The 20,819-nt window shown below is 42.7% G+C and carries 20 protein-coding genes; 9 read left to right on the top strand and 11 right to left on the bottom strand.

All coding sequences use genetic code 11. From position 1 onward, the window contains the following. Positions 1–67: 67 nt before the first annotated feature. Together V6259_RS10235 and V6259_RS10230 are read right to left on the bottom strand one after the other, a co-directional pair. A complete protein-coding gene (locus tag V6259_RS10235) occupies positions 68–1,375 on the bottom strand; it encodes a DEAD/DEAH box helicase (RefSeq protein ID WP_341584445.1) in 1,308 nt (435 codons plus the stop codon). 348 nt (positions 1,376–1,723) lie between these two features. Next, positions 1,724–2,095, bottom strand: coding sequence for a glutathione S-transferase N-terminal domain-containing protein (locus V6259_RS10230; RefSeq protein ID WP_341584444.1), 372 nt, complete (start codon positions 2,093–2,095; stop codon positions 1,724–1,726). 585 nt (positions 2,096–2,680) lie between these two features. Here V6259_RS10230 and V6259_RS10225 point away from each other — a divergent pair. Then, on the top strand, positions 2,681–3,151 hold the full coding sequence (locus tag V6259_RS10225) for a Dps family protein (RefSeq protein ID WP_341584443.1): 471 nt from the start codon (positions 2,681–2,683) through the stop codon (positions 3,149–3,151). Positions 3,152–3,227: 76 nt separating this feature from the next. Here the strand turns inward: V6259_RS10225 and V6259_RS10220 are convergent, their stop codons facing one another. Beyond that, positions 3,228–4,019, bottom strand: a complete 792-nt coding sequence (locus V6259_RS10220) for a M90 family metallopeptidase (protein ID WP_341584442.1) — start codon at positions 4,017–4,019, stop codon at positions 3,228–3,230. 239 nt (positions 4,020–4,258) lie between these two features. Between V6259_RS10220 and V6259_RS10215 the strand changes: the two genes are divergently transcribed. Next, a complete protein-coding gene (locus V6259_RS10215) occupies positions 4,259–4,540 on the top strand; it encodes a hypothetical protein (protein ID WP_133011552.1) in 282 nt (93 codons plus the stop codon). A 217-nt stretch (positions 4,541–4,757) separates the two neighbouring features. Beyond that, positions 4,758–5,738 carry a porphobilinogen synthase gene (hemB, locus tag V6259_RS10210; RefSeq protein ID WP_133011553.1) on the top strand — a complete coding sequence of 327 codons (981 nt, stop codon included), beginning with the start codon at positions 4,758–4,760 and terminating at the stop codon, positions 5,736–5,738. Positions 5,739–5,844: 106 nt separating this feature from the next. Here the strand turns inward: hemB and V6259_RS10205 are convergent, their stop codons facing one another. The 4 genes from V6259_RS10205 to V6259_RS10190 form a co-directional block, all read right to left on the bottom strand. Continuing rightward, a complete protein-coding gene (locus tag V6259_RS10205; protein ID WP_341584441.1) occupies positions 5,845–7,374 on the bottom strand; it encodes an alanine/glycine:cation symporter family protein in 1,530 nt (509 codons plus the stop codon). Between the two features lie 425 nt (positions 7,375–7,799). Then, entirely contained in the window at positions 7,800–8,492 is a 693-nt protein-coding gene (locus V6259_RS10200; RefSeq protein WP_341584440.1) for a 2'-5' RNA ligase family protein, read from the bottom strand. A 239-nt stretch (positions 8,493–8,731) separates the two neighbouring features. Further along, a complete protein-coding gene (locus V6259_RS10195; protein ID WP_133011556.1) occupies positions 8,732–10,870 on the bottom strand; it encodes a TRAP transporter permease in 2,139 nt (712 codons plus the stop codon). Positions 10,871–10,949: 79 nt separating this feature from the next. Then, positions 10,950–11,981, bottom strand: coding sequence for a TAXI family TRAP transporter solute-binding subunit (locus tag V6259_RS10190; protein ID WP_133011557.1), 1,032 nt, complete (start codon positions 11,979–11,981; stop codon positions 10,950–10,952). A gap of 253 nt (positions 11,982–12,234) precedes the next feature. On the opposite strand from V6259_RS10190, the gene V6259_RS10185 reads away from it, so the two are divergent. From V6259_RS10185 to V6259_RS10170, 4 genes are all read left to right on the top strand, one after another. Continuing rightward, positions 12,235–12,846 carry an HAD family hydrolase gene (locus tag V6259_RS10185; RefSeq protein ID WP_341584439.1) on the top strand — a complete coding sequence of 204 codons (612 nt, stop codon included), beginning with the start codon at positions 12,235–12,237 and terminating at the stop codon, positions 12,844–12,846. Between the two features lie 102 nt (positions 12,847–12,948). Continuing rightward, positions 12,949–13,689 (top strand): class I SAM-dependent methyltransferase, encoded by a 741-nt coding sequence (locus tag V6259_RS10180; RefSeq protein WP_341584438.1) that lies wholly within the window; start codon positions 12,949–12,951, stop codon positions 13,687–13,689. 93 nt (positions 13,690–13,782) lie between these two features. Continuing rightward, positions 13,783–15,747 carry an acetate--CoA ligase gene (gene acs / locus V6259_RS10175; protein WP_341584437.1) on the top strand — a complete coding sequence of 655 codons (1,965 nt, stop codon included), beginning with the start codon at positions 13,783–13,785 and terminating at the stop codon, positions 15,745–15,747. Between the two features lie 25 nt (positions 15,748–15,772). Then, positions 15,773–16,426: a response regulator transcription factor gene (locus V6259_RS10170; RefSeq protein ID WP_341584436.1), complete on the top strand. Its 654-nt coding sequence runs from the start codon at positions 15,773–15,775 to the stop codon at positions 16,424–16,426. On the opposite strand, the gene yidD is transcribed toward V6259_RS10170, so the two are convergent. Next, complete coding sequence (gene yidD, locus V6259_RS10165) at positions 16,423–16,671, bottom strand: membrane protein insertion efficiency factor YidD (RefSeq protein WP_341584435.1); 249 nt, start codon at positions 16,669–16,671, stop codon at positions 16,423–16,425. The genes V6259_RS10170 and yidD overlap by 4 nt on opposite strands. A 65-nt stretch (positions 16,672–16,736) precedes the next feature. On the opposite strand from yidD, the gene V6259_RS10160 reads away from it, so the two are divergent. Next, entirely contained in the window at positions 16,737–17,621 is an 885-nt protein-coding gene (locus V6259_RS10160; RefSeq protein ID WP_341584434.1) for a prephenate dehydratase, read from the top strand. 75 nt (positions 17,622–17,696) lie between these two features. Here the strand turns inward: V6259_RS10160 and V6259_RS10155 are convergent, their stop codons facing one another. Further along, on the bottom strand, positions 17,697–18,482 hold the full coding sequence (locus V6259_RS10155) for an alpha/beta fold hydrolase (RefSeq protein WP_341584433.1): 786 nt from the start codon (positions 18,480–18,482) through the stop codon (positions 17,697–17,699). 66 nt (positions 18,483–18,548) lie between these two features. On the opposite strand from V6259_RS10155, the gene V6259_RS10150 reads away from it, so the two are divergent. Further along, positions 18,549–19,154, top strand: coding sequence for a CDP-alcohol phosphatidyltransferase family protein (locus V6259_RS10150; protein ID WP_341584432.1), 606 nt, complete (start codon positions 18,549–18,551; stop codon positions 19,152–19,154). A gap of 74 nt (positions 19,155–19,228) precedes the next feature. Here the strand turns inward: V6259_RS10150 and yfaE are convergent, their stop codons facing one another. Both yfaE and nrdB read right to left on the bottom strand, forming a co-directional pair. Next, positions 19,229–19,540 (bottom strand): class I ribonucleotide reductase maintenance protein YfaE, encoded by a 312-nt coding sequence (yfaE, locus tag V6259_RS10145; RefSeq protein WP_341584431.1) that lies wholly within the window; start codon positions 19,538–19,540, stop codon positions 19,229–19,231. Next, positions 19,524–20,657: a class Ia ribonucleoside-diphosphate reductase subunit beta gene (gene nrdB / locus V6259_RS10140; protein WP_341584430.1), complete on the bottom strand. Its 1,134-nt coding sequence runs from the start codon at positions 20,655–20,657 to the stop codon at positions 19,524–19,526. Before nrdB ends, yfaE begins: the two co-directional genes overlap by 17 nt. Positions 20,658–20,819: the final 162 nt, after the last annotated feature.

Genomic DNA, 20,819 nt, shown 5'->3' with positions numbered 1-20,819 from the left:
TCATTGCGCAGTCTGATTTGGAGTTTAAGAAATTTGCTTTCTTAAACTCCGCCTCTTCTTTTATGTATTACTTGTCAGTATTTTTCTTAACTGATGATTTTCGAGGCGCTTCGTGTTTGATTTTTGATGCGTCTTTCGGTTTGGTATTGTTTCTTGGTTTTGATGGACCTTTACGTTCAGGTGCTTTGCTCTTACGAACAAAATTCAATACAGAAACAGGCACTGTTTTGCGGACAGGGAATTCGTCAATTTCTTCACGTTCAATAATGTGTTTCAAACGGCTTTCGATTGCGCATAGATTTTTAAAGTCACCCATAGCAACAAAAGAAATTGCTTCACCTTCGGCGCCAGCACGGCCCGTTCGTCCAATACGGTGAACGTACTCTTCTGGTTTAAACGGCAAATCGTAGTTAACCACACGGCTTAGATCGCCAATGTCGATACCACGAGCGGCAACGCCAGTTGCGACTAAGTATTTTAATTTACCAGATTTGAAGTCAGCCAGAATTTTTTCACGCATTGCTTGGCTTCTATCACCATGAATGGAGTCTGCTACTATGCCACGCTTGGCAAGTTGGGCCACTAGTTTGGCAGCACCGTGTTTTTTCTCGATGAAAATCAGCGCCTGATCCCATTCGTATTCTTTGATCAAATGGCTAAGCAATGCTGATTTAGTGTCTTTATCAACCGTGATTAACCATTGTTTGATCGTTGGTGCTGTCTTTGTTCGTGGCGAAATCTTTATTTCTGTCGCAGCTTCACTGACTTTGCTGTCAGCAAAATCATAAGAAAGTGAGCGCACACTGTCTGTTATTGTCGCAGAGAAGAATAGGTTTTGACGATGTTGAGGTAGGCGATCTAGTATTTTATACAGGTCATCTGAGAAGCCCATATCGATCATTCGATCGGCTTCATCCAACACTAATACTTCAAGTTCATCAAAGTGAATAGCGCGTTGATGCGCCAAATCAAGTAATCGACCAGGTGTCGCGACCAGAATATCAACGCCTTCAATCAGGCGTTGCTTTTGTGGCTCGATATCCACACCACCATAAACGGCCATGGAGGTGAGTTTTAAATTTTTGCTGTACAGCGCAATATTGGCTTCTACCTGCACGGATAATTCGCGTGTTGGTGTCAGGATAAGTGCGTGTACGCGTTTGCCGCGTAGGGTGCGTTCTTTATTCAGCTTTTCTAGAATCGGTAGAACAAACGCCGCTGTTTTACCGGTACCGGTTTGAGACGTAGCGACCAGATCTTTACCGGCAAGGATAACCGGAATGGCTTGTCGCTGAATTTCGGTAGGGGTGCGGTAACCCAGTGCTTTGGTGGCTTTTACAAGAGGGCTGGATAACCCTAGTTTTGAAAATGGCATAGAGGCTCGGACAGATTGTCATAAGGAGAGTAGCGCGCAGTATAACGTAAAAGCCATCGACCGTTGCTCGAATATGATAAAAAACGCGACTTTCTCATTGTTTGAACATCGTTAAATCATAGCGCTAAGAAAGCGTTGCCATGTTTACGTTGAGCGCTCTAAAAAATGAATGTAATAGATGATGAATGCTTTGCGATGAGTTGCTGCAATTTCGCGCGAATCATTTCTTGATTTGTTAGATCTACGAGAGAAAAAAATGGCCTATGTCTACTGGAAGCCAGAGGTTTACAGGCCATTTTTATTTGATCATTGTTCGGAGTCTTTCGTGTTATGCCTTTTAAGCTAGTGCTAGGCGAAACGTTTTTCTAAGTAGCGAATGATCTCTGAAGATTCGTACATCCATTCTACTTGCCCTTCTTTCTCAATGCGCAAACAAGGTACTTTTATTGTGCCGCCGCCTTCTTGAAGCTCTTTACGGTAAGGAGAGCCTTCTGACGCGCTGCGAGTTTTGATTGGTAAGTTTAGCTTGTACATAGCTCGGCGAGTTTTGATGCAGAAAGGACAGGCAAAAAACTGGTAAAGGGTTAGGTGCTGCACTTCTTCGTTAACTTGCTGTTGCTTTTCAGGTGTGCGTTTTAGCTTTGTTCCACGCGTTATCAGGTCAATGGTCGCGATGATGGCACCTAGCAGGTTACGAATTAGACTAATAAGTATTTTCATATGGGTTGCTTGTTTGCCCTCTTAATAAATAGCAATGATATCAATTTTCGCTCATTCTAGCGGTAAAGTATCAATTGTATAAGAGCTAGAAGCGAATGTTTTTTTAAGATATTGCTTGCTTCGTATTTCGGCGGGGTTTTGAATTGTTGTATCAGACCAGTGATGCCAGATGACTTTAGTGCTTTCATGGCTTGGTTATGACGTAGTTATGCTTGGTAATTGTCTTAAGTCATGCTGTCAGTTTATTTGCTGTTATCTCCTCATTTGCTACAAGTTAACCCATTTCGAAGCCCCCTTTGTTCCTGTAATAATATAGACATGCCACACGGATTGACTGTGTCGTATCGCGTATGAAGCCTTAGGGCGGTTCAAATTGTGTTTGGTCTTTTTGTTGATAGACTGAGCAAAAATGGAGTAGGTTTTGATCTTGTAATCGCCAATTGAATCAAAAGAGAGATAGGGTTCATGCGTCATTTTAACAAATATATTTTATCGTGGAATGCGTTGTTTCTAAAAACGGAAGATTGTTTTTAATTCACGTATTGAATAAACGCTATCTCACAATGTTAACAATGAGGTAATAACATGACAGATATTAATATTGGTATTAATAAAGAAAACCGATCTGAAATTTCAGAGGGATTAAAACGCCTTTTGGCAGATTCCTATACCTTGTATTTACAGACTCATAATTTTCATTGGAACGTGACGGGTCTTCAGTTCCGTGAGTTGCACTTAATGTTTGAAGAGCAATATCAAGAATTGGCGACTGCGGTGGATGATATCGCCGAGCGTATTCGTACCTTAGATGTTCCTGCACCAGGTACCTACAAAGAATTTGCAAAGCTTGCTTCTATTAAAGAAGTAGACGGTGTACCAGCGTCTTCTGATATGGTGAAAATTTTAACGAAAGGTCATGAGCAAGTCATTAGAACGGCTCGGAGTGTGTTGAAAATTGCCCAAGAAGCAGAGGATGAATCTTCTGCGTCATTGGTCTCTGATCGTATGCGTATACATGAGAAAACTGCGTGGATGTTGAGAGCAACGCAAGCTTAGCCAGTATTAGGCCAGTAACTATCTCTAATCATTTTATCCAGCTACTGGCTGCTTTATTGTAATGGTATTCGCTAGGTTAAGTATTTTCTTTTGACTCTTTTAGGTCTGGGGTCTGTCGGTAAAATTGACACAGTAGTCGGTAGACTTCAGGCATATGTTTTTTCATTCTATGAGGTGCTTCGAAGAAAGTTTCGCTGCACACTGCGAAAAACTCTGCGGGATTGGTAAGAGCATATTCGTCTAGTGGTAATGGCCGATGGTGTTGCCAATCAATTGATAGGCGTTCCCAAGCATTCGTGAAAGCATCATGCCATTCTCCAGGGCGCATGTCTGGATGCATTGGTGGTGCTCCGTTAGCACCATCGCGTAGCATGTCCAGTTTATGGGCAAATTCATGGATAACCACGTTACTTGCGTGGCCATGTCTGGCGTGTGCGCCTGTTTCACAAATCGATTCCCATGACAGTATTAGGGGCCCGCGTAACCATGCTTCACCGCTTAATCCTGGTGCTTGGCTATGTACGACACCATCTTCGCTTTGATAGGGTCTATTAGGGACAAAATCACCCTTATAAAGAATAATCGTACTCCAATGATCGTACCAGTTTAGCCCTAAATTTAGGATAGGCACGCACGCCATTGTTGCAAGGCGCAAACACATCTCATCGGTTATTTCAGCATCCCCTCCGGGAGAGATGGATTTATGGACTAGAAAACGCATGGTTAATTGCCGTAAGGCGTCGCGCTCTTTTCCTTGATAGCGTTCCATTACGTGCCAGCCGTCTATAGCGGCCTCCCATTGCGCAGGAGTTATGTCGATTTTTTCAATTTTCTTGTCTTCCCACCAGTGGGTTATCTGATCAAACATTGGCGTTCCCTAATAGGTTAGATTCAAATGAAAATACTCTTTTTTTTATATTAAAGGCAGTGCGTTTTATTTAATACGCAATTCATCCTAAATTTTGTTGCTATTCAGTGATTGAATCGAGAAGATTAAACTGTCTTGATGGTTCAAGAGAAGTATTTGAGAAAAGTGTTTGTTGTTTAGGGCAGACAAAATGTTAACTTGCCAAAAGTTATTTTAAATTTTCACCATAAGGGTTCAACATGCACGTGGATAAAGCGAAAAAACGTATCGCTAAACAAGTAAAAAAGGGCTTCAAAGGATACCCTGCGATTTCACTAGAGTACTTTGGTGCATCAAAAGAGCTAGCAACAGAAGTCGCGATTAGCTTCACGATGGAAGAGGGCGATGAGCCACAAGAGCAGAGGTTCTCCGCTGAAACAGATGTGCGTGAAGATGAAACCATTCAATCGGTGCTCGTTAAAATTATTGAAAGAGCCGATGCAAAAAGTGTGACGGAAGTCGCTGGTGTAACAGTACTTTAATTTGAGTTGGATATTGAAGCGAAACAGCGAATACACTTCTGAAACGAGGAAATGTTAAGCTCGTTGTTTTGCGTTTTTCTGATGTATACCATAGAAATGTGTTTATTCTATGAATCCTTTTTGCTTGCCATAGCTTACTACCTTCGCTCAGGTGTACCCTTCGTTTCAACAAATTGTTGAATTCGCGTATTAACGCGGTTACTCGTAAGGAATACACATGTCAGCTTCTGTTGGTCCTCTCAAACGTTTACGTCGTCTTCGTGGCACGCCAGCCATGCGTGATTTAGTTCGAGAAAATGATTTTTCTCTGAACGATTTAATTTACCCACTTTTTATTGAAGAAGGTATTGATAAGGCGATCCCTCTAACCAAGTTGCCGGGCATCTTTCGTTTGCCAGAAAACGATCTAGCACAAGAGACAAGAGATTTGTTTGCCTTGGGGATTCGTTATGTGATGCCGTTTGGCATTAGTCATCACAAAGATGCCCTTGGTAGCGACACTTGGAAAGATGATGGTTTATTAGCACGAATGATTATGACCATTAAAGAAGCATGCCCTGAGATGGTAGTGATTCCTGATATTTGTTTCTGTGAATATACCGATCATGGTCATTGTGGTGTGGTTCATAACGGCGATGTTGAAAACGATGAAAGTGTTAACAATCTAGTGAAGCAATGTATTACGGCAGCCAAGGCTGGGGCTGATATGTTGGCGCCATCAGCGATGATGGATGGACAAGTATTAGCTATTCGTCAGGGGCTTGATAAGGCGGGTTTTAAACAGGTCGGTATTCTGGCGCATTCTGCGAAGTTTGCTTCTTCTTTCTATGGACCGTTTCGTGAAGCGGTTGAAAGTGAGTTAGATGGAGACAGAAAATCCTATCAGCTGGATTGTGCTAATGGTCGTCAGGCGATGCAAGAAGCCTTGCTAGATGAGCAAGAAGGCGCTGATATTTTGATGGTTAAGCCTGGCACCCCATATTTGGATGTATTGGCCAATTTACGCAAAGAGACTCATCTTCCACTGGCGTCTTACCAAGTAGGTGGTGAATACGCTGGAATTAAGTTTGCAGCATTGGCTGGCGCGCTCGATGAGCAACAAGTCGTGTTCGAAACGTTAGTAGGATTTAAACGAGCAGGGGCTTCTTTGATTGTGACTTACTACGCGAAACAAGTGGCTGAGTGGCTAGCTAAATAAATTACCTTATAAATAATAAGAGGTAAAAAAAGGGGGCTATCAATAATGATGGCCCCCTTTTTTATTACCAAGATAGAAGATCAATAAACAGTATTAGCAACAAACGTTATTTGTTTTTTGCTTCTGCTGCTGCTGCTTCTTCTGCTTGTTGTTTTTCATAACGCTCTTCCCAGAAGTCGGCGCCTTTAATACCAAGGGCTTTTGGGTTAAACGTGTATTTTTTGACGCCTTCGGCTTTTTGACGTTCGTAGTCGCGAAGGGTTTTTATCGTTGGCTTCGCTAGGAAGAAGATAACCAAGATGCCAACAATGTTTATCCATGCCATTAAGCCAACGCCAACATCACCTAGGTTCCAGATGTAACCTGCGGTGTTGACCGTACCGTAAGCGACCATGAACATAATCAATAATTTAACCAAGGTTAGTGGAATATTGAACTTCAAAGCACGACGTAGATACGCCACGTTGGTTTCTGCAATGTAGTAATACGCCAAGATCGTAGTGAAGGCGAAAAAGAACAGTGCGATACCAACAAATATAGGTCCTACACCACCAAAGACATTTGCCAGCGCCATTTGAGTGAACGCAGGAGAGGCGATGATAGTTGCTGGATCAACGTGTTGAACGATGAACTGGCCATCAGGTAGGCTACCTTGCACATTGTACTGTTGCGTGATCAAAATCATCAGAGCTGTCGCAGTACAAATGAATAATGTATCAACATAAACAGAAAATGCTTGAACAAGTCCTTGCTGTGCTGGATGTTCTACTTCTGCAGCAGCGGCCGCATGAGGACCAGTACCTTGACCTGCTTCGTTAGAATAAATACCACGTTTTACACCCCAACCAATCGCTGCGCCAAAGCCTGCTTGAGCAGTAAAGGCATCAGAGAAAATCAATTTGAAAATGTCAGGTACTTGGTGAATATTTAGAAAAACAACGATCAACGCCATGACAATGTAACCCAATGCCATGAAAGGGACGATGATTTGAGTGAAGTTCGCAATTCGCTTGATGCCACCGAAGATAATGAAGGCTAAGACCAACAAGATGACCGCCAAAGCCACCAATTTAGTTGAGCTAACATCACCAAATGAACTGGATACAATAGAACCCGGTCCAAATATTTCTACTACGGCATTACCAACAGCATTGGCTTGAATGCCTGGTAGAAAAATGCCACAAGCGATAATAGAAGCGAGTGCGAATAAAACGCCTAACCAACGCCATCCAAGACAGCGGTCAAAGTAGTAAGCGGGTCCACCACGGTATTGACCATCTTCACTTACTTTATATAGCTGTCCAAGTGTGGATTCTGCATAAGCGGTACTTGCGCCTAAGAAAGCCACTACCCACATCCAGAATACGGCGCCAGGGCCACCAAAACCAATGGCAGCAGCAACACCTGCGATATTACCAACACCAACACGACCAGATAAAGAAACCGCTAGGGCCTGAAAAGACGAAATGCCTTTGTCTGATTCGTTAGAGCTGAGCAATAAATTGCACATTTCTTTGAAATGTCTAACCTGAGCAAAACGAGTGAGTACGGAATAGAATAATCCTGCGCCTAGACACAAATAGATTAATACTGGGCTCCAAATGACTCCGTTTAGAAAGTCAATGAATGCTTGCATATGTAAGTCTCCAAAGTGATTGCTTTGTAAGCATTGTTATATTTTTTTTGAGATTATTAGGTGCTAATAATCCTAACCCCTGTTATTGATAAACCAACAGAGAGGAACTAACAGTAGTTAATTGGCTTACTAAAAACGAGGGCGACAGGAATCTAGCACGAAAAAAGAAAATGAAAAAGAAAATCAGCCGTTCTTGGTAAAAAGAGCGTTTGTTTTGATAAAACAATATGATATGGATGTTTTTTTAAGCGTTTTTCAAAGCAGAAGGGTGTGTGTTCAGTATAGCGTGTGAAATCATATTTCAAGTTTAATTATTTAGAATAGTTAATTAACAGGTCTGAGTCCCCCAGACTTTACTAGATACCGATTAACAAATCGGTATCTAGTTCGTTTCTATACTTTGCCAACACTTAAATCAGTGGCTGTCATTTAAATAGATAGCGGGCGATAACTTCTTTTTGTTGTCCCCATTCATCAGCAATGCCAATACCAATGCCAATGATTTTCCCTTTCGCTTGAGGTGGATTTGCTTTCATCTTTACGTTGAAGCTAGCAAGCTTTGAGCTTTTTTCGTTTGCCAATAACGTCAAATGAGGTTGAAAGTTTTGGAAAACATTTGGGCTTCCGTAGCGCTGGAAGGCGGCTAGTTTATTCGGATAGCTTTTTACCCACCCTGGTAACACTGCATTGCGATCACGGAGTGGTTCAATGGCTAAAGTGACTTCGTCTGCGAGTCTTTGTAAGGAATTAGATGGCTCTAAGTTGATGAAAGCCCAGTTACTTTGGGTAACGGTGAGACCTTTTGCGTCAATCGGGAAGGCTTTAAAGTTCTGGGCTATTTTCTCTACTGCTTGCTTGATTGCTGCTTCTGACCCTTCAGGAAAATCTGTTAGATACAGAGTTGCGTGAACTGGAAAACCTTTCTCATAAAAGGTGTTGATGCCTTCTTTTTTAAGAGAATCACTTGTGTGTTTTACCAAGTCGCTGATGGGTTGAGAAGGAATCGCGAAAACATCCATACTAAGGCTTTTTGCTGAGGCACCAGTGGAAAATCCTATTAAACTCATGAGGAAAATACAGGTGTATTTCAGTCTTGTTATATTGCTTGTCTTGATCATATCTAGCGTCCTTTTACTGAATGGGAAAGCCTGCCTTAGGCAGCGTAAGGTTTATTATCATAACCAGTAAACCGTACTTTAAATTATTCATATGACGATATGAATAATTTAAATCGATGATAAAGTCAATTTTCTCATTATTTTACGGTCCAATATGAGTTTTAGCTAGATGCTTAAAAATAAAAAAAACCGATATTGGCTGAAGCCAATATCGGTTTCTGTTGTGCTGTTTTATATTGTTAGGTTAGAGCGCTTTCTCTCGAATATTTTCTGTTGCCCGTGATGAATAAGACTAAGAAAATAGCTAAACCAATCAGTTGTAACCAGATATCAAAGTGTGGCCAAAGCATGAATATAGAGGACGCGAGTACTAATATTCTTGATGGAATGGACAATTTATCTTCCAAATAACCTTCCATCGCGGCAACCAAAGCGTACATGCCAAAGACAGCAAAGATAGTAAGGCGAATCAGTGTTTCTGTATCACCACCAATCAATGGCGTGTAAGCCATTAATAATGGGACTATGTAGAGCCCTTTTGCCAATTTCCACGCAGTTAGGCCTGTTCGCATCGGTGGTGTTTTCGCAATTGCAGCCGCAGCAAAGGCCGTTAAACAAACCGGCGGTGTGACGTTACTGTCTTGTGAGAGCCAGAAGATGATCATATGCGCTGTTACTAAAATCATAGCAACACTGTTTGCACCAAGCGCTTGGTCCATCAACATACTTTTGAAGTCTGCAGGGACTTGCGCCAATAACGCAGTGGCTTGATCCATCGGCATGCCTTGGGCAAGTTTAGCAATGGATCCAGGATCAACTAGCATAAATACCGCGGTTGCTGCTTGCGGTAGACTACCGTTACTCATCATTTCTAATAATTGACTTTCAGCCATTAGATTAAAAATGGCGGGAGCAGAAAGTGTACCTAATACAATGTAAGACGCCGTTACAGGGAGCCCCATACCTAAGACTAATGATGCGATAGCCACCAGAACAATAGTTAAGAATAAACTGCCGCCAGCCCAATCTGAAATCATAATAGAGAAGGTATTACCAACGCCAGTGGTGCTGATGACGTTAACAACTAAGCCAATTCCGATCAGTAGAACGGCGGTCGTAGACATATTTTTGGCACCCTGTGCCATCGCGTCTAGAATCGCTATTGGTCCCATCTTATGGTTTTTAGATAACCAAGAAGACACAATTACTGCAATAATACCCAAGCCTGCAGCGTAAGTCGGTGTGAAGCCTTTTACTAAAAGTGTCACAAGCACCGCCAACGGCAGAATATTATGCCAACCTTCTTTTAATACTTGTGACATAGGAATGCCATCGTCTTCATCGACTGCCGTTACTCTCGTGCGCTTTGCTTCTACCCGAACAAAAAAGCCTACAGATAAAAAGTATAAAATAGCAGGAATAGTGGCAACACCAATGATGGTTACATAAGACACTTGAGTGTATGACGCCATGATGAATGCGCCAGCACCCATAATAGGAGGCATTAATTGGCCACCTGTAGACGCTGCGGCTTCAATGCCTGCGGCAAATCGAGCTGGGAATCCTGCTTTACGCATTAAAGGAATAGTAATAACCCCAGTTGAAACCGTATTGGCAACGGAAGAGCCAGAGACTGATCCCATCAAGCCAGAGCCTAAGACGGCAACAAAACCCGGACCACCAATCATTTTACTGGCAAGAGAGCGGGCTAAAGAAATAATAAAATCGCCAGCACCAGATTTGACTAAAAATGCCCCAAACAAAATAAACATGAAGACAAAGCTCCATGAAATTCGAGAAATGGATCCAAACATGCCATCGGTACTGAAAAAGCTTCGGTAGAGAAGTGTTTCAACGCTTAATCCTGGGAACGAGAAAGGGCCGCTAATCCATTTTCCCCACAAAACAACATAGGTAAGCGCAACAAGAATTAGAAAAGGAATAAACCAGCCACTTGTGCGACGGATTAACTCTAAGGATAACAGCACGGCAATACTGGAAACAATCCAGTCACCGGTATCAAAGGTGACACCTCGAGCGTATAAGGCGTCTTCAAAAAAGACGATATAAAGTACCATTCCAATGAGTGCAAGCACGATCAGAATGTCAAAAAATAGGGCTATCTTACTATCACGCCATTTTGGATTTGCGGGTATTAATAGCGCGCAAAGTGCGCCGAAACCTGCAAAGTGGAACGCAGATATTCTGAGTTCTGGCAGAGTGCCTATGGTGTTGATGTAAATATGTGCAACAGCAAGGAAAATCGACAATGCAAAGACCACTCGAGTGATCCATCTTCCTTCTCTGTGTTTGGTTTCAAAATCTTCCAAACTGATTTCTTTTTCAGGCGATTTGATCGACTCAGTTGAAGCAGTCATAGGGCAGTTACCTTTGTACAAACAGGATAATGTAAAAATAGTACCGCCTCTTATGAGGCGGTACTTACAAACGTTTTGATTAGTCTGCGATTAGGTCAGCAGGAATTTTGATTCCTTGCTCACGGTAATAGCGAGCAGCACCTGGGTGAAGCGGCACTGGCAAGCCAGCAATGGCTTTTTCAAGTTTCATTACGGCAGTCGCTTTGTGAATCGCGCTCAAGTAGCCTAAGTTTTCATACAATGCTTTTGTTAGCTGATAAACATCTTCATCAGATACATCAGCACGGGTTGCTAAGAAATTAGGCTGAGCAATGGTGTTAATTGGTTTAGTTTGGCCAGGATAAGTGTTCGCAGGGATTACATAGCGAGTCCAAAGGTTGTAGCTTCCATTTGCTTCTTTCATCTGCTTGTCAGTGAAATCAAGCACAGCTACATTGTCACCGCCTAGCGAAGCATATAAACGAGTGACAGCACTGACTGGCACACCTGCTGGTGTGTTCATGCCATCGATATTACCGTTTTGCATCGCATCGGCACTGGAGCCGTAACCCAAGTAAGCAAGGCTGAAATTATCAGGTTGAATTCCTAAGCCTTTGAAAATCTGACGACCAGAACCTTCGGTTCCAGAATTCTTTGGTCCAATGGAAAACTTGTGGTCGGTACCTTCGATGTTTTTAAGGTCGGAGATAGTACCTGTTTTAACCAGGTTGCTTCGAAGAGAGAAGTGCTCAACATTTTGCCACAACATAGATACTGAACGCAGTTCAGTTTGTTTACCTGATTGTGTTAATGGGCCTTCGCCATTCCATGCCCAAGCACCGTATAAGCCTTGTAATATGGCAAATTGAGCTTGATTTTCTTTAAGCAGTTTGATGTTTTCGCCAGACCCTGCAGAGCTGATTGCTGAAAGTGACATACCAAACTTAGGTTCGAGCTTCACTTTACTTAAGGTGGCGATAGCAACGCCCACTGGGTAGTAAGTACCGCCGGTGGACGCCGTAGCAAGGATGTAGTTTCTATTATCGGCAGCGATACTGCTGGTTGCTGTTAACGCAATAGTAGCGGCAGTCGCTGTTGTAAGAATTGTTTTAGTGAAAAATCCCAGTTTCATTATATTTTTCTCCTTGGTGAGAACATCATTGTTTATTGTTATTAAGTCGAACAGGGTATTGTTCCGTTTGTGTATTTGGTTATTAATAATGGCTAACAATCATTAGCTCAGCGGCTCATAATTAAAATAGCAATATTGTCTTTCTAGACAGTAGGTCGTAAGAATAATTCATTTATAAATCAAAATTACCGATAGTTTTTGATTTATTTTTACACATTCTTTAAATGTATAGCGAAGTGAGAGGTGATTGTCCATGGAAAACACAGAGATCAGTGTTGTGATGTTTGATTTAGGCAATGTGTTGGTTGATCTTGGTGATGTAGACAAAATGCATGAGATGCTAAACACAGAAGGTGAAGAATCTGACGTTTGGCTAAAGTGGCTTCGTTCGCCTTCTGTTGCTGCCTTTGACTCAGGTAAGATCACATTTGACCAATTTGCGATGCGTTTGCCGCAAGAAGTAGGCAGTAATGTTGATAAAGAGGCCTTTAAAAAGGCTTTCAAAACGTGGCCAAAAGGCTTATTTACAGGTGCTCTTGAGCTGGTTCAATCGGTTAAGCCGAACTACCATCGAGCAATTTTATCGAATACCAATGCCGCCCATTGGTCTCGTCTCATGAATGAAATGGGGCTTGCTGGAAATTTCCACAGTTATTTTGCTTCTCATTTGATAGGGTCAGTAAAGCCTGATCGTTCTATTTATGATTATGTTCTTGACGCATTGCAGGTTGCGCCAGAGAAAATACTGTTTATTGATGATAATCAAGTAAACATTGATATGGCTCAAACTTTAGGCATTCAAGCTCACCGTGTGAAGGGTGTTGAAGAGGCAAAAAATGTATTAAATTCCTATAATGTATTATAGGAATAGGTTTTATTTTCGGGTAAAAATAATAGTGTATTGTGCTCCCTTGATAGGAAGTCATTGTCATCGAGATAGCAAAATAATTTGAATAGGGTATTTCTTATGCGTTCTTTTGATGGACGATCCTCAGGTATTTATTCAAGGGCACGACCGACCTATCCTGCAGAGCTGTATTATTGGCTTTCACATCAGGTAAAAAGTTCAGGTGTCGTATGGGATGCTGCTTGTGGCACTGGCCAAGCATCTATCGATTTGGCCGCTTATTTTGATAAGGTAGAAGCGTCAGATATCAGTGAATCTCAAATTGCTGAGGCGACACCGCATCGCAAAGTACATTATCAAGTCTTTCCTTCTGAAAAAACCAATTATCCAGACCATTATTTTGATGCGGTTTGCATAGGTCATGCGTTGCATTGGTTTGATTTGGATTTATTTTGGCAAGAAGTAAAGCGCGTACTTAAACCGGGTGGTCTTTTGGTGTGTTGGGGGTACAACTGGCTTACGGTAGGCGAGCAAGAAGACCTCGTTATTTCTGAGCATGTACTGTCTCATTTGTCTTCTTATTGGCCTGTACAGAGTCGTTTGCTTTGGAATCAGTATAGAGATATTCAATTCCCATTTGAGCCGATCGATGTTCCTAAATTTGATTTATATTGTAATTGGTCTGTTTCTCAAACCATGGATTTTATTCGCTCTTGGACGGCTGCGCAGTTGCTCATTCAAGACGAAGGCGATGATTTTTTAGTACAAGCAAATACGGTACTGCGCTCCGTGTGGAGTGACCCTTTACATAAAAAACAAATACACCTTCCTTTTTTTGTTAGAGCTGGTCGCATGAAATAAGTCAGGCTTAGACTAAAGTGGAATAGATCATCATGTATAGAAAGCTATAGTAGTTTCAGCATCCTAAAAACAACTTTAACAATGGAGCGGGTTATGAAAACATTATACAGTGCAACCTCAAATGAGGCGGCAAAAAGCGCTAATATTAGTCAAGCAGAGTTTGAAAAACGCTATCAAGAATCGATCCAAAACCCAGAAGCATTTTGGGGGAGAGAAGGGAAGCGTTTAGATTGGATTACGCCCTATACCAAGGTTAAAAATACTTCTTTTGAGCGTGGAAATGTCAGCATAAAATGGTTTGAGGATGGTGAACTTAATGTCGCCTACAATTGTATTGATCGCCATTTAGCTCAGCATGCCAACAAAGTCGCGTATTACTTAGAAAGTGATGAAGAGAATTCAGAAAAGAACGCTATTACCTATCAAACTTTGCACGATGAAGTTGGCCGTATAGCCAATGTACTAAAGAAACAAGGTGTGAAGAAAGGTGACCGAGTTGCCATCTACATGCCAATGATACCGCAAGCTGTCTACAGCATGTTAGCTTGTGCTCGAATTGGTGCTATCCATTCCGTTATTTTCGGGGGCTTTTCTGCCCATGCCATTGCCGATCGTTTGAATGACTGTGAAGTGAAACTTGTCATTACCGCAGATGAAGGTCGTCGAGCTGGCAACACTATACCTTTAAAACACAATGTAGATATGGCATTAGAAAACAATGCTTGCCCTACTGTTGAGAAAGTTTTGACCTATCGTCACACTAAAAAAGATGTCCCTTGGTTTGAGGGGAGAGATTTAGATTGGATGGTTGAGGCTGAAAAAGAAAGCACTGAATGCCCAGTAGAGACGATGAACGCTGAGGATCCTTTATTTATTCTGTATACATCAGGTTCAACTGGTAAGCCAAAAGGTGTTGTGCACACTACTGGTGGCTATTTGATGTATGCGGCTATGACACATGAAGTTGTATTTGATCTTAAGCCCGATGATGTTTTTTGGTGTGCGGCGGATGTTGGCTGGATCACAGGGCACAGTTATATTGTCTATGGTCCTCTAGCTAATGCAGCAACGAGTGTGTTATTCGAAGGCGTACCAACGTACCCAGACTCTGGTCGTATCGGTCGTATTGTTGATAAATTTAACGTCACTATTTTATACACTGCGCCAACGGCAATTCGAGCGCTTATGTCGAAAGGCGATGAAGCAACGCGTTCTAGTAAACGTGATTCACTGCGCATTCTTGGTAGTGTGGGTGAACCAATTAATCCAGAAGCTTGGTCTTGGTACTATTCAGAAATGGGTAATGCCTCTTGTCCTATCGTTGATACTTGGTGGCAAACAGAAACCGGCGGTATGATGATGACACCACGAATCGTACAAGGTGATAGTAAACCAGGTTCTTGTACGGGTCCTTTATACGGTGTTCAACCTGCATTAGTTGATGCTCAAGGTATTTTGTTAGATGCGCAGGGTGTCAAGATTGATGGTGGTCTGGTTATTACAGATTCTTGGCCTGGCCAAGCTCGAACTGTCTATGGCGATCACGAGCGTTTTGAACAGACTTATTTTAGTACCTTTGATGGTATGTACTTCACTGGTGATGGCGCGTCTAGAGATGCTGATGGTCATTATTGGATTACTGGTCGTATGGATGATGTATTAAATGTTTCAGGGCATCGCTTAGGGACAGCAGAAATCGAAAGTGCATTGGTAGCACACCCTTCTGTTGCAGAAGCTGCGATCGTTGGTTACCCGCATGACATTAAAGGCCAAGGTATTTATGTTTACGTTGCACTGATTGATGGTGTTGAGCCAAGCGATGATTTAATGAAAGAACTGAAACAGTTTGTTCGTAAAGAAATTGGCCCGATTGCAACGCCTGATCTTATTCAATGGGCGACCAAAGGCCTACCAAAAACGCGCTCAGGTAAGATCATGCGTCGTATTCTTCGTAAGATTGCGGCCAATGAACAGGACCAATTAGGCGACACAAGTACTTTGGCGGATCCAAGTGTGGTTGATGAATTGATCGATAACCGTTTAAATGTGAAGTCTTAATAACACTTAAAAAAAAGAGTCGTTAGTGATTTCACTTATTATTGCAGATGATCATCCTTTGTTTCGGAGCGCGCTAAGTGGCGCGCTTCGTGCTGAGATGAAAGGTATTACCATCGAAGAAACCTATGATTTGGATTCAACTTTGCGCTGTTTGCGGCAAATGGAGGATGTGGATCTGCTTCTTTTGGATTTAAATATGCCTGGTAGCGGAGATTTGTTCGGTCTTATTCGGATCCGGTCTGACTTCCCCGATATTCCCGTTGCTGTTATTTCTGGTAGCGATGAAGTGTCAATGGTGGCTAAAGTGATAGAGGCTGGTGCGCTTGGTTTTATTCCTAAAACTAGCGAACCCGTTATTTATAGCAATGCAATTAATGCGATTTTAGCGGGAGATATCTGGCTGCCTGAGTATTTACAATCTGAATTACTTAGCCAACCAAAGCCTGATTTAAGTATGCAACACAAGGTGGCAGAACTTACTCCGCAACAATATAAAGTTCTTTGTTATCTTCATGAAGGTTTGCTTAATAAACAAATTGCATATGCGTTGTCGATTTCTGAGGCAACGGTAAAGGCACATATTACCGCTATCTTTCGAAAACTTGAGATTAACAACCGTACACAAGCCGTGCTGGTCGCCAGTGAGCTGAAACTACAGATTGGTAGCATCCAATCTTAGGGGGGGCTGTTATCTTTGTGAGAGTGGGAGCAGGGCGGCACAGGGTCGATTCCACCTTCATGCCAAGGGTGGCATTTGCCAAGCCTTCTTAGGCCTAAATAAACGCCTTTCACAATACCGAAACGTTCTATTGCCTCAATCATATAGCGAGAGCAGCTAGGGTAAAATCGGCAGTTGTTACCTAGAAAAGGACTAATCAAAAGTTGATAGCCTCTTACTAGTTTAATAAATAGAGTTTTTATCATAAAGTTGCTTTGTCTTTTAAATCGAGGTCTAGTAATAGCTCTCTTTCCTATGAAACGAATATACCATGTCTGAACAGATTATTCATTTTGATGCGACTCAGGTGGTGGCCTATCAAGGCGAGCCTGGGGCTTATTCGCATCTAGCTTGTAAACAAACGTTCCCCCACTGGAAAAGCGTCAACTGCGCTACCTTTGCAGATGCCTTGCAGATGGTCGAGCAAGGAGATGCACATTACGCGATGATTCCTGTTGAAAACTCCACCGCAGGCCGTGTCGAAGAAATTTATCGTGAATTGAGACGTACTCAATTGTATGTTGTTAAAGAACATTTTGAACCAGTTAATCATTGTTTAATGGCGCGTCATGGGATGACCCTAGAGCAAGTGAGCCAGATTGGTAGTCATCCACAAGCATTGGCTCAATGTGACAGTAATATTAAGGCACTGAGGGCGAAAAGTGTCGCCATGTACGATACGGCAGGTGCCGCGAAGCATCTTGCTGAGCAAGCTGAGGCAGGGCTAGCTGTTATCTCTTCAGAGCTGGCCGCTGAGCTGTATGGGCTAAACATACTAAAAACCTACTTTAACGACACTCAAGGTAATACAACGCGTTTTTTGGTGTTTGCGAAGCAGCAGAAAATGCCTGTTTTTGAAGCGCAGCAGACTTACATCACTTCTTTTATGTTTCGCGTGCGAAATATTCCTGCGGCACTGTATAAAGCCATGGGTGGCTTTGCTACGAACGGTATTAACATGTTGAAACTGGAAAGTTACATGGTGAATGGGCATTTTACGGCGACTCAGTTTTACGTCGATGTGGAAGCGCATTTTCAAGACCCTGCAATGCAGATTGCACTGGAAGAATTGCGTTTTTTTTCAGAAGAGATTCGTATGCTGGGTACCTATTATGCTGATGAGTATCGAGTGAAACGAGCCGCAGCTATAATTTAATGTTATTGAATAAAGATGCCCTGACCTGAAGTGACTAGCTATTGGACACGTCAGGTCAGGGCGTTTTTGTCTGTGTTATTTGCTTAAAAAGCGTTTTACCAAGCCCGTAAATACGGCGGGTTTTTCGGCGTGCAACCAATGCCCTGTGTCTGGGATTATTTTGAATTCTGCGTTAGGAAAGAGTGCCATGATGGCACTTTGGTAATCGGCCACTATGTAGTTCGACTTTTCCCCTTTGATAAACAGCGTTGGCGTATCGATAGGCGTAGTAATCTCAGGTTTTTGTAGAATCGTGGCGTAACTGTTGGCGATGTTGTCGAGAGAGAGCACCAAACTTAAACCTTTGTCTGTTTTTGTAAGATTTTTCAGTAAGAACTGTCTAATAGGCAGGCTTGGTTCAAATTGGCTCAATAAGGTGTCGGCTTGTTTGCGCGATTGAAGGTCTGCTTGGTCAATGGCTTTTAGGCCTTTGAATATGTCGGTGTGGCCTGGCTGATAATCTACAGGGGAAATGTCTGCGATAATCAGCTTTTTTACTTGGTTTGGCTTGGCCATGGCGGCCATCTGCATGGCAACTTTTCCGCCCATTGAGTGTCCGAGAAGAGAGAAGGAGGACAGCTGAGTTGAATTGGCCCATGCTAGAATAGCGCTGGCCATTTTAGGGTAGCTGGCTTCTTCTAACGCAGAGGACTTGCCATGATTGGGTAAATCTAAGCAATACACAGTAAAGTGTTCAGCAAGAGATTGCGCGATAGAATGCCAGTTGTCTGCGTTGCCAAAAAGGCCATGAATGATGACAAGGGCAGGGCCAGATTCACCGTATTGTTTTGCGTGTATCATAATAACCTTATTGTTCAACATCGAATTTAACCTATTGTAACAAGTCTTTAGACTGTTCGCTTCCATTCAAACAAGGCACTTTTTTTCATGTTAGATACCTTTTTTATTCGAAATTTAAAACAACCATTAGCCCGCTTAGCGAAAGGCTTGGATGCACTCGGCGTCACGGCCAATGGCATTACCGTGGTCGGTTTTCTGTTTGGCATTTTAGTCTTGCCGGCCCTCTATTTTGAGATGACCTTTGTGGCGCTGTTGCTGATTGTGTTCAATCGCGCAATGGATGGATTGGATGGCGCGGTGGCGCGTATTCAAGGACCAACCGATTTGGGTGGCTATTTAGACATTACGTTGGATTTTATTTTTTATTCCGCGGTGGTGTTTGGTTTCGCGTTGATGAACCCTGCTGAAAATGCCTTGGCTGCCAGCTTTTTGATTTTTGCGTTTATGGGCACGGGAAGCAGCTTTTTAGCCTTTGCCATCATGGCGGAAAAACGCAATATCGAGCGTTTAGACTATGGTCGCAAGTCACTTTATTTTTTAGGGGGCTTAACAGAAGGTACAGAGACAATCTTGTTCTTGGTGCTTATTTGTCTGCTACCTAGTTACTTTTCAGTGTTGGCTTATGTGTTTGGGGCAGCGTGTTGGGTAACGACAGCAACTCGTATCTACGCAGGTTACCGGACTTTGTCTTAGGCGCTATGTGTGCCTTGCTCTAGGGGGAGTGCGATGAAAGGCTGGCCATTGACAATGCAACGGCCAGAATATCTTTATCTATGGGGGGGGTATTCGTGGAAAAACGCGATTTCAATGTCGCTTTTTACGATTGCACAGCAAGCAAGCATGTAGCCACTGTGAACCCAAGCGAGGGGCTCAAATGGGTATTCCACCTGCCCCCATAAGAGTTTGATTGAGCAAGATGAGCAATAGCCTTCGCGGCATTGATATTCTATGTGAATACCGGCTCTTTCAAGCTGAGGGAGCAAAGGCTCGTCTTCAGTGACGAGAAACTGCAGCTTGCCCAATAACACTCGATGGACTTGGTCCTTAGACGGCGTACCTTGTTTAGAGGTCGAAGTCATCGAAGTCTGAATCGTCTAAGTTATTGTCTGTTTGACCTACCAAGTAAGAGCTGATTTCCGCTTCTTGTGGCGCCACTTGTACGTTGTCACTGACCAACCAAGCATTGATCCAAGGAATTGGATTGTGCTTAGTGCCGAAGTAAGTGTCTAGACCCACTGCCTGCATGCGCACATTGGTAATGTATTCAACGTATTGGCCAAGAATTTGTGCGTTCAAACCAATCATTGAACCATCTTTAAAGAGGTAGCTTGCCCATTCTTTTTCTTGCTCGGCGGCTTCTATGAAGATGTTGCGAACTTCTTCTTGGCATTCTGCTGCAATAACAGCCATTTCTGGGTCATCTTTGCCTGATGCCATTAGGTTCAGCATGTGCTGAGTGCCCGTTAGGTGAAGGGCTTCATCACGAGCGATCAGTTTGATGATTTTAGCGTTGCCTTCCATGAGTGTGCGTTCGGCAAACGCAAAGCTACACGCGAAGCTCACGTAGAAACGAATGGCTTCTAAAACGTTTACCGACGCAATGGTTAGATAGAGGGCTTTTTTAAGCGTCGGCATTGAGATCTCAACATTGCCTTTGCCTGGAATATGATGCGTGCCCATGCCTAGCGTGTTGTACAAACTCACCATTTCAATCAAACGGTCGTAGTAGACAGAGACGCTGTCTGCGCGTTTGGTGATTTCCGTGTTGACGGTAATGTCGTCAAAAATGACGGTCGGATCATTGACGATATTACGAATAATATGAGTGTAAGAACGGCTGTGGATGGTCTCACTGAAAGACCATGTTTCAATCCAAGTTTCTAATTCAGGTAGAGAAACAATCGGTAATAACGCGACATTCGGTGAGCGGCCTTGCACACTGTCTAGCAAGGTTTGGTATTTCAGGTTGCTCAAAAAGATGTGTTGTTCATGCTCTGCCAGTCGTTGGAAATCTTTGCGATCGCTAGAAAGATCGACTTCTTCTGGGCGCCAAAAGAAAGACAATTGTTTTTCAATCAGCTTTTCAAAAATAGGGTGTTTTTGCTGGTCGTAGCGAGCAACATTGACATTTTCACCAAAGAACATAGGTTCTTTCATACTATCGAATTGCTTGCGGTTAAAAGTCGAGTAACTCATTGCTCAGGGGATTCCTTAAATTCGTCAGGCATTCTAGAGAGGAAGGCCTTAGAGAGTGATTAATTTTCTGTTTCGCTTTACACAACTAAGCCCCATCTAGGATGGGGCTCGTGTCTGCGCTATTTCAACGGTATTAGTTTACCAATAACGCAGGGTCTGTAA

Source organism: Marinomonas sp. TI.3.20, from assembly GCF_038155025.1.
GTDB lineage: Bacteria > Pseudomonadota > Gammaproteobacteria > Pseudomonadales > Marinomonadaceae > Marinomonas > Marinomonas flavescens.
The sequence above is the reverse complement of the archived record's forward strand: the minus strand, read 5'-3'. Positions and strand labels throughout refer to the sequence as shown.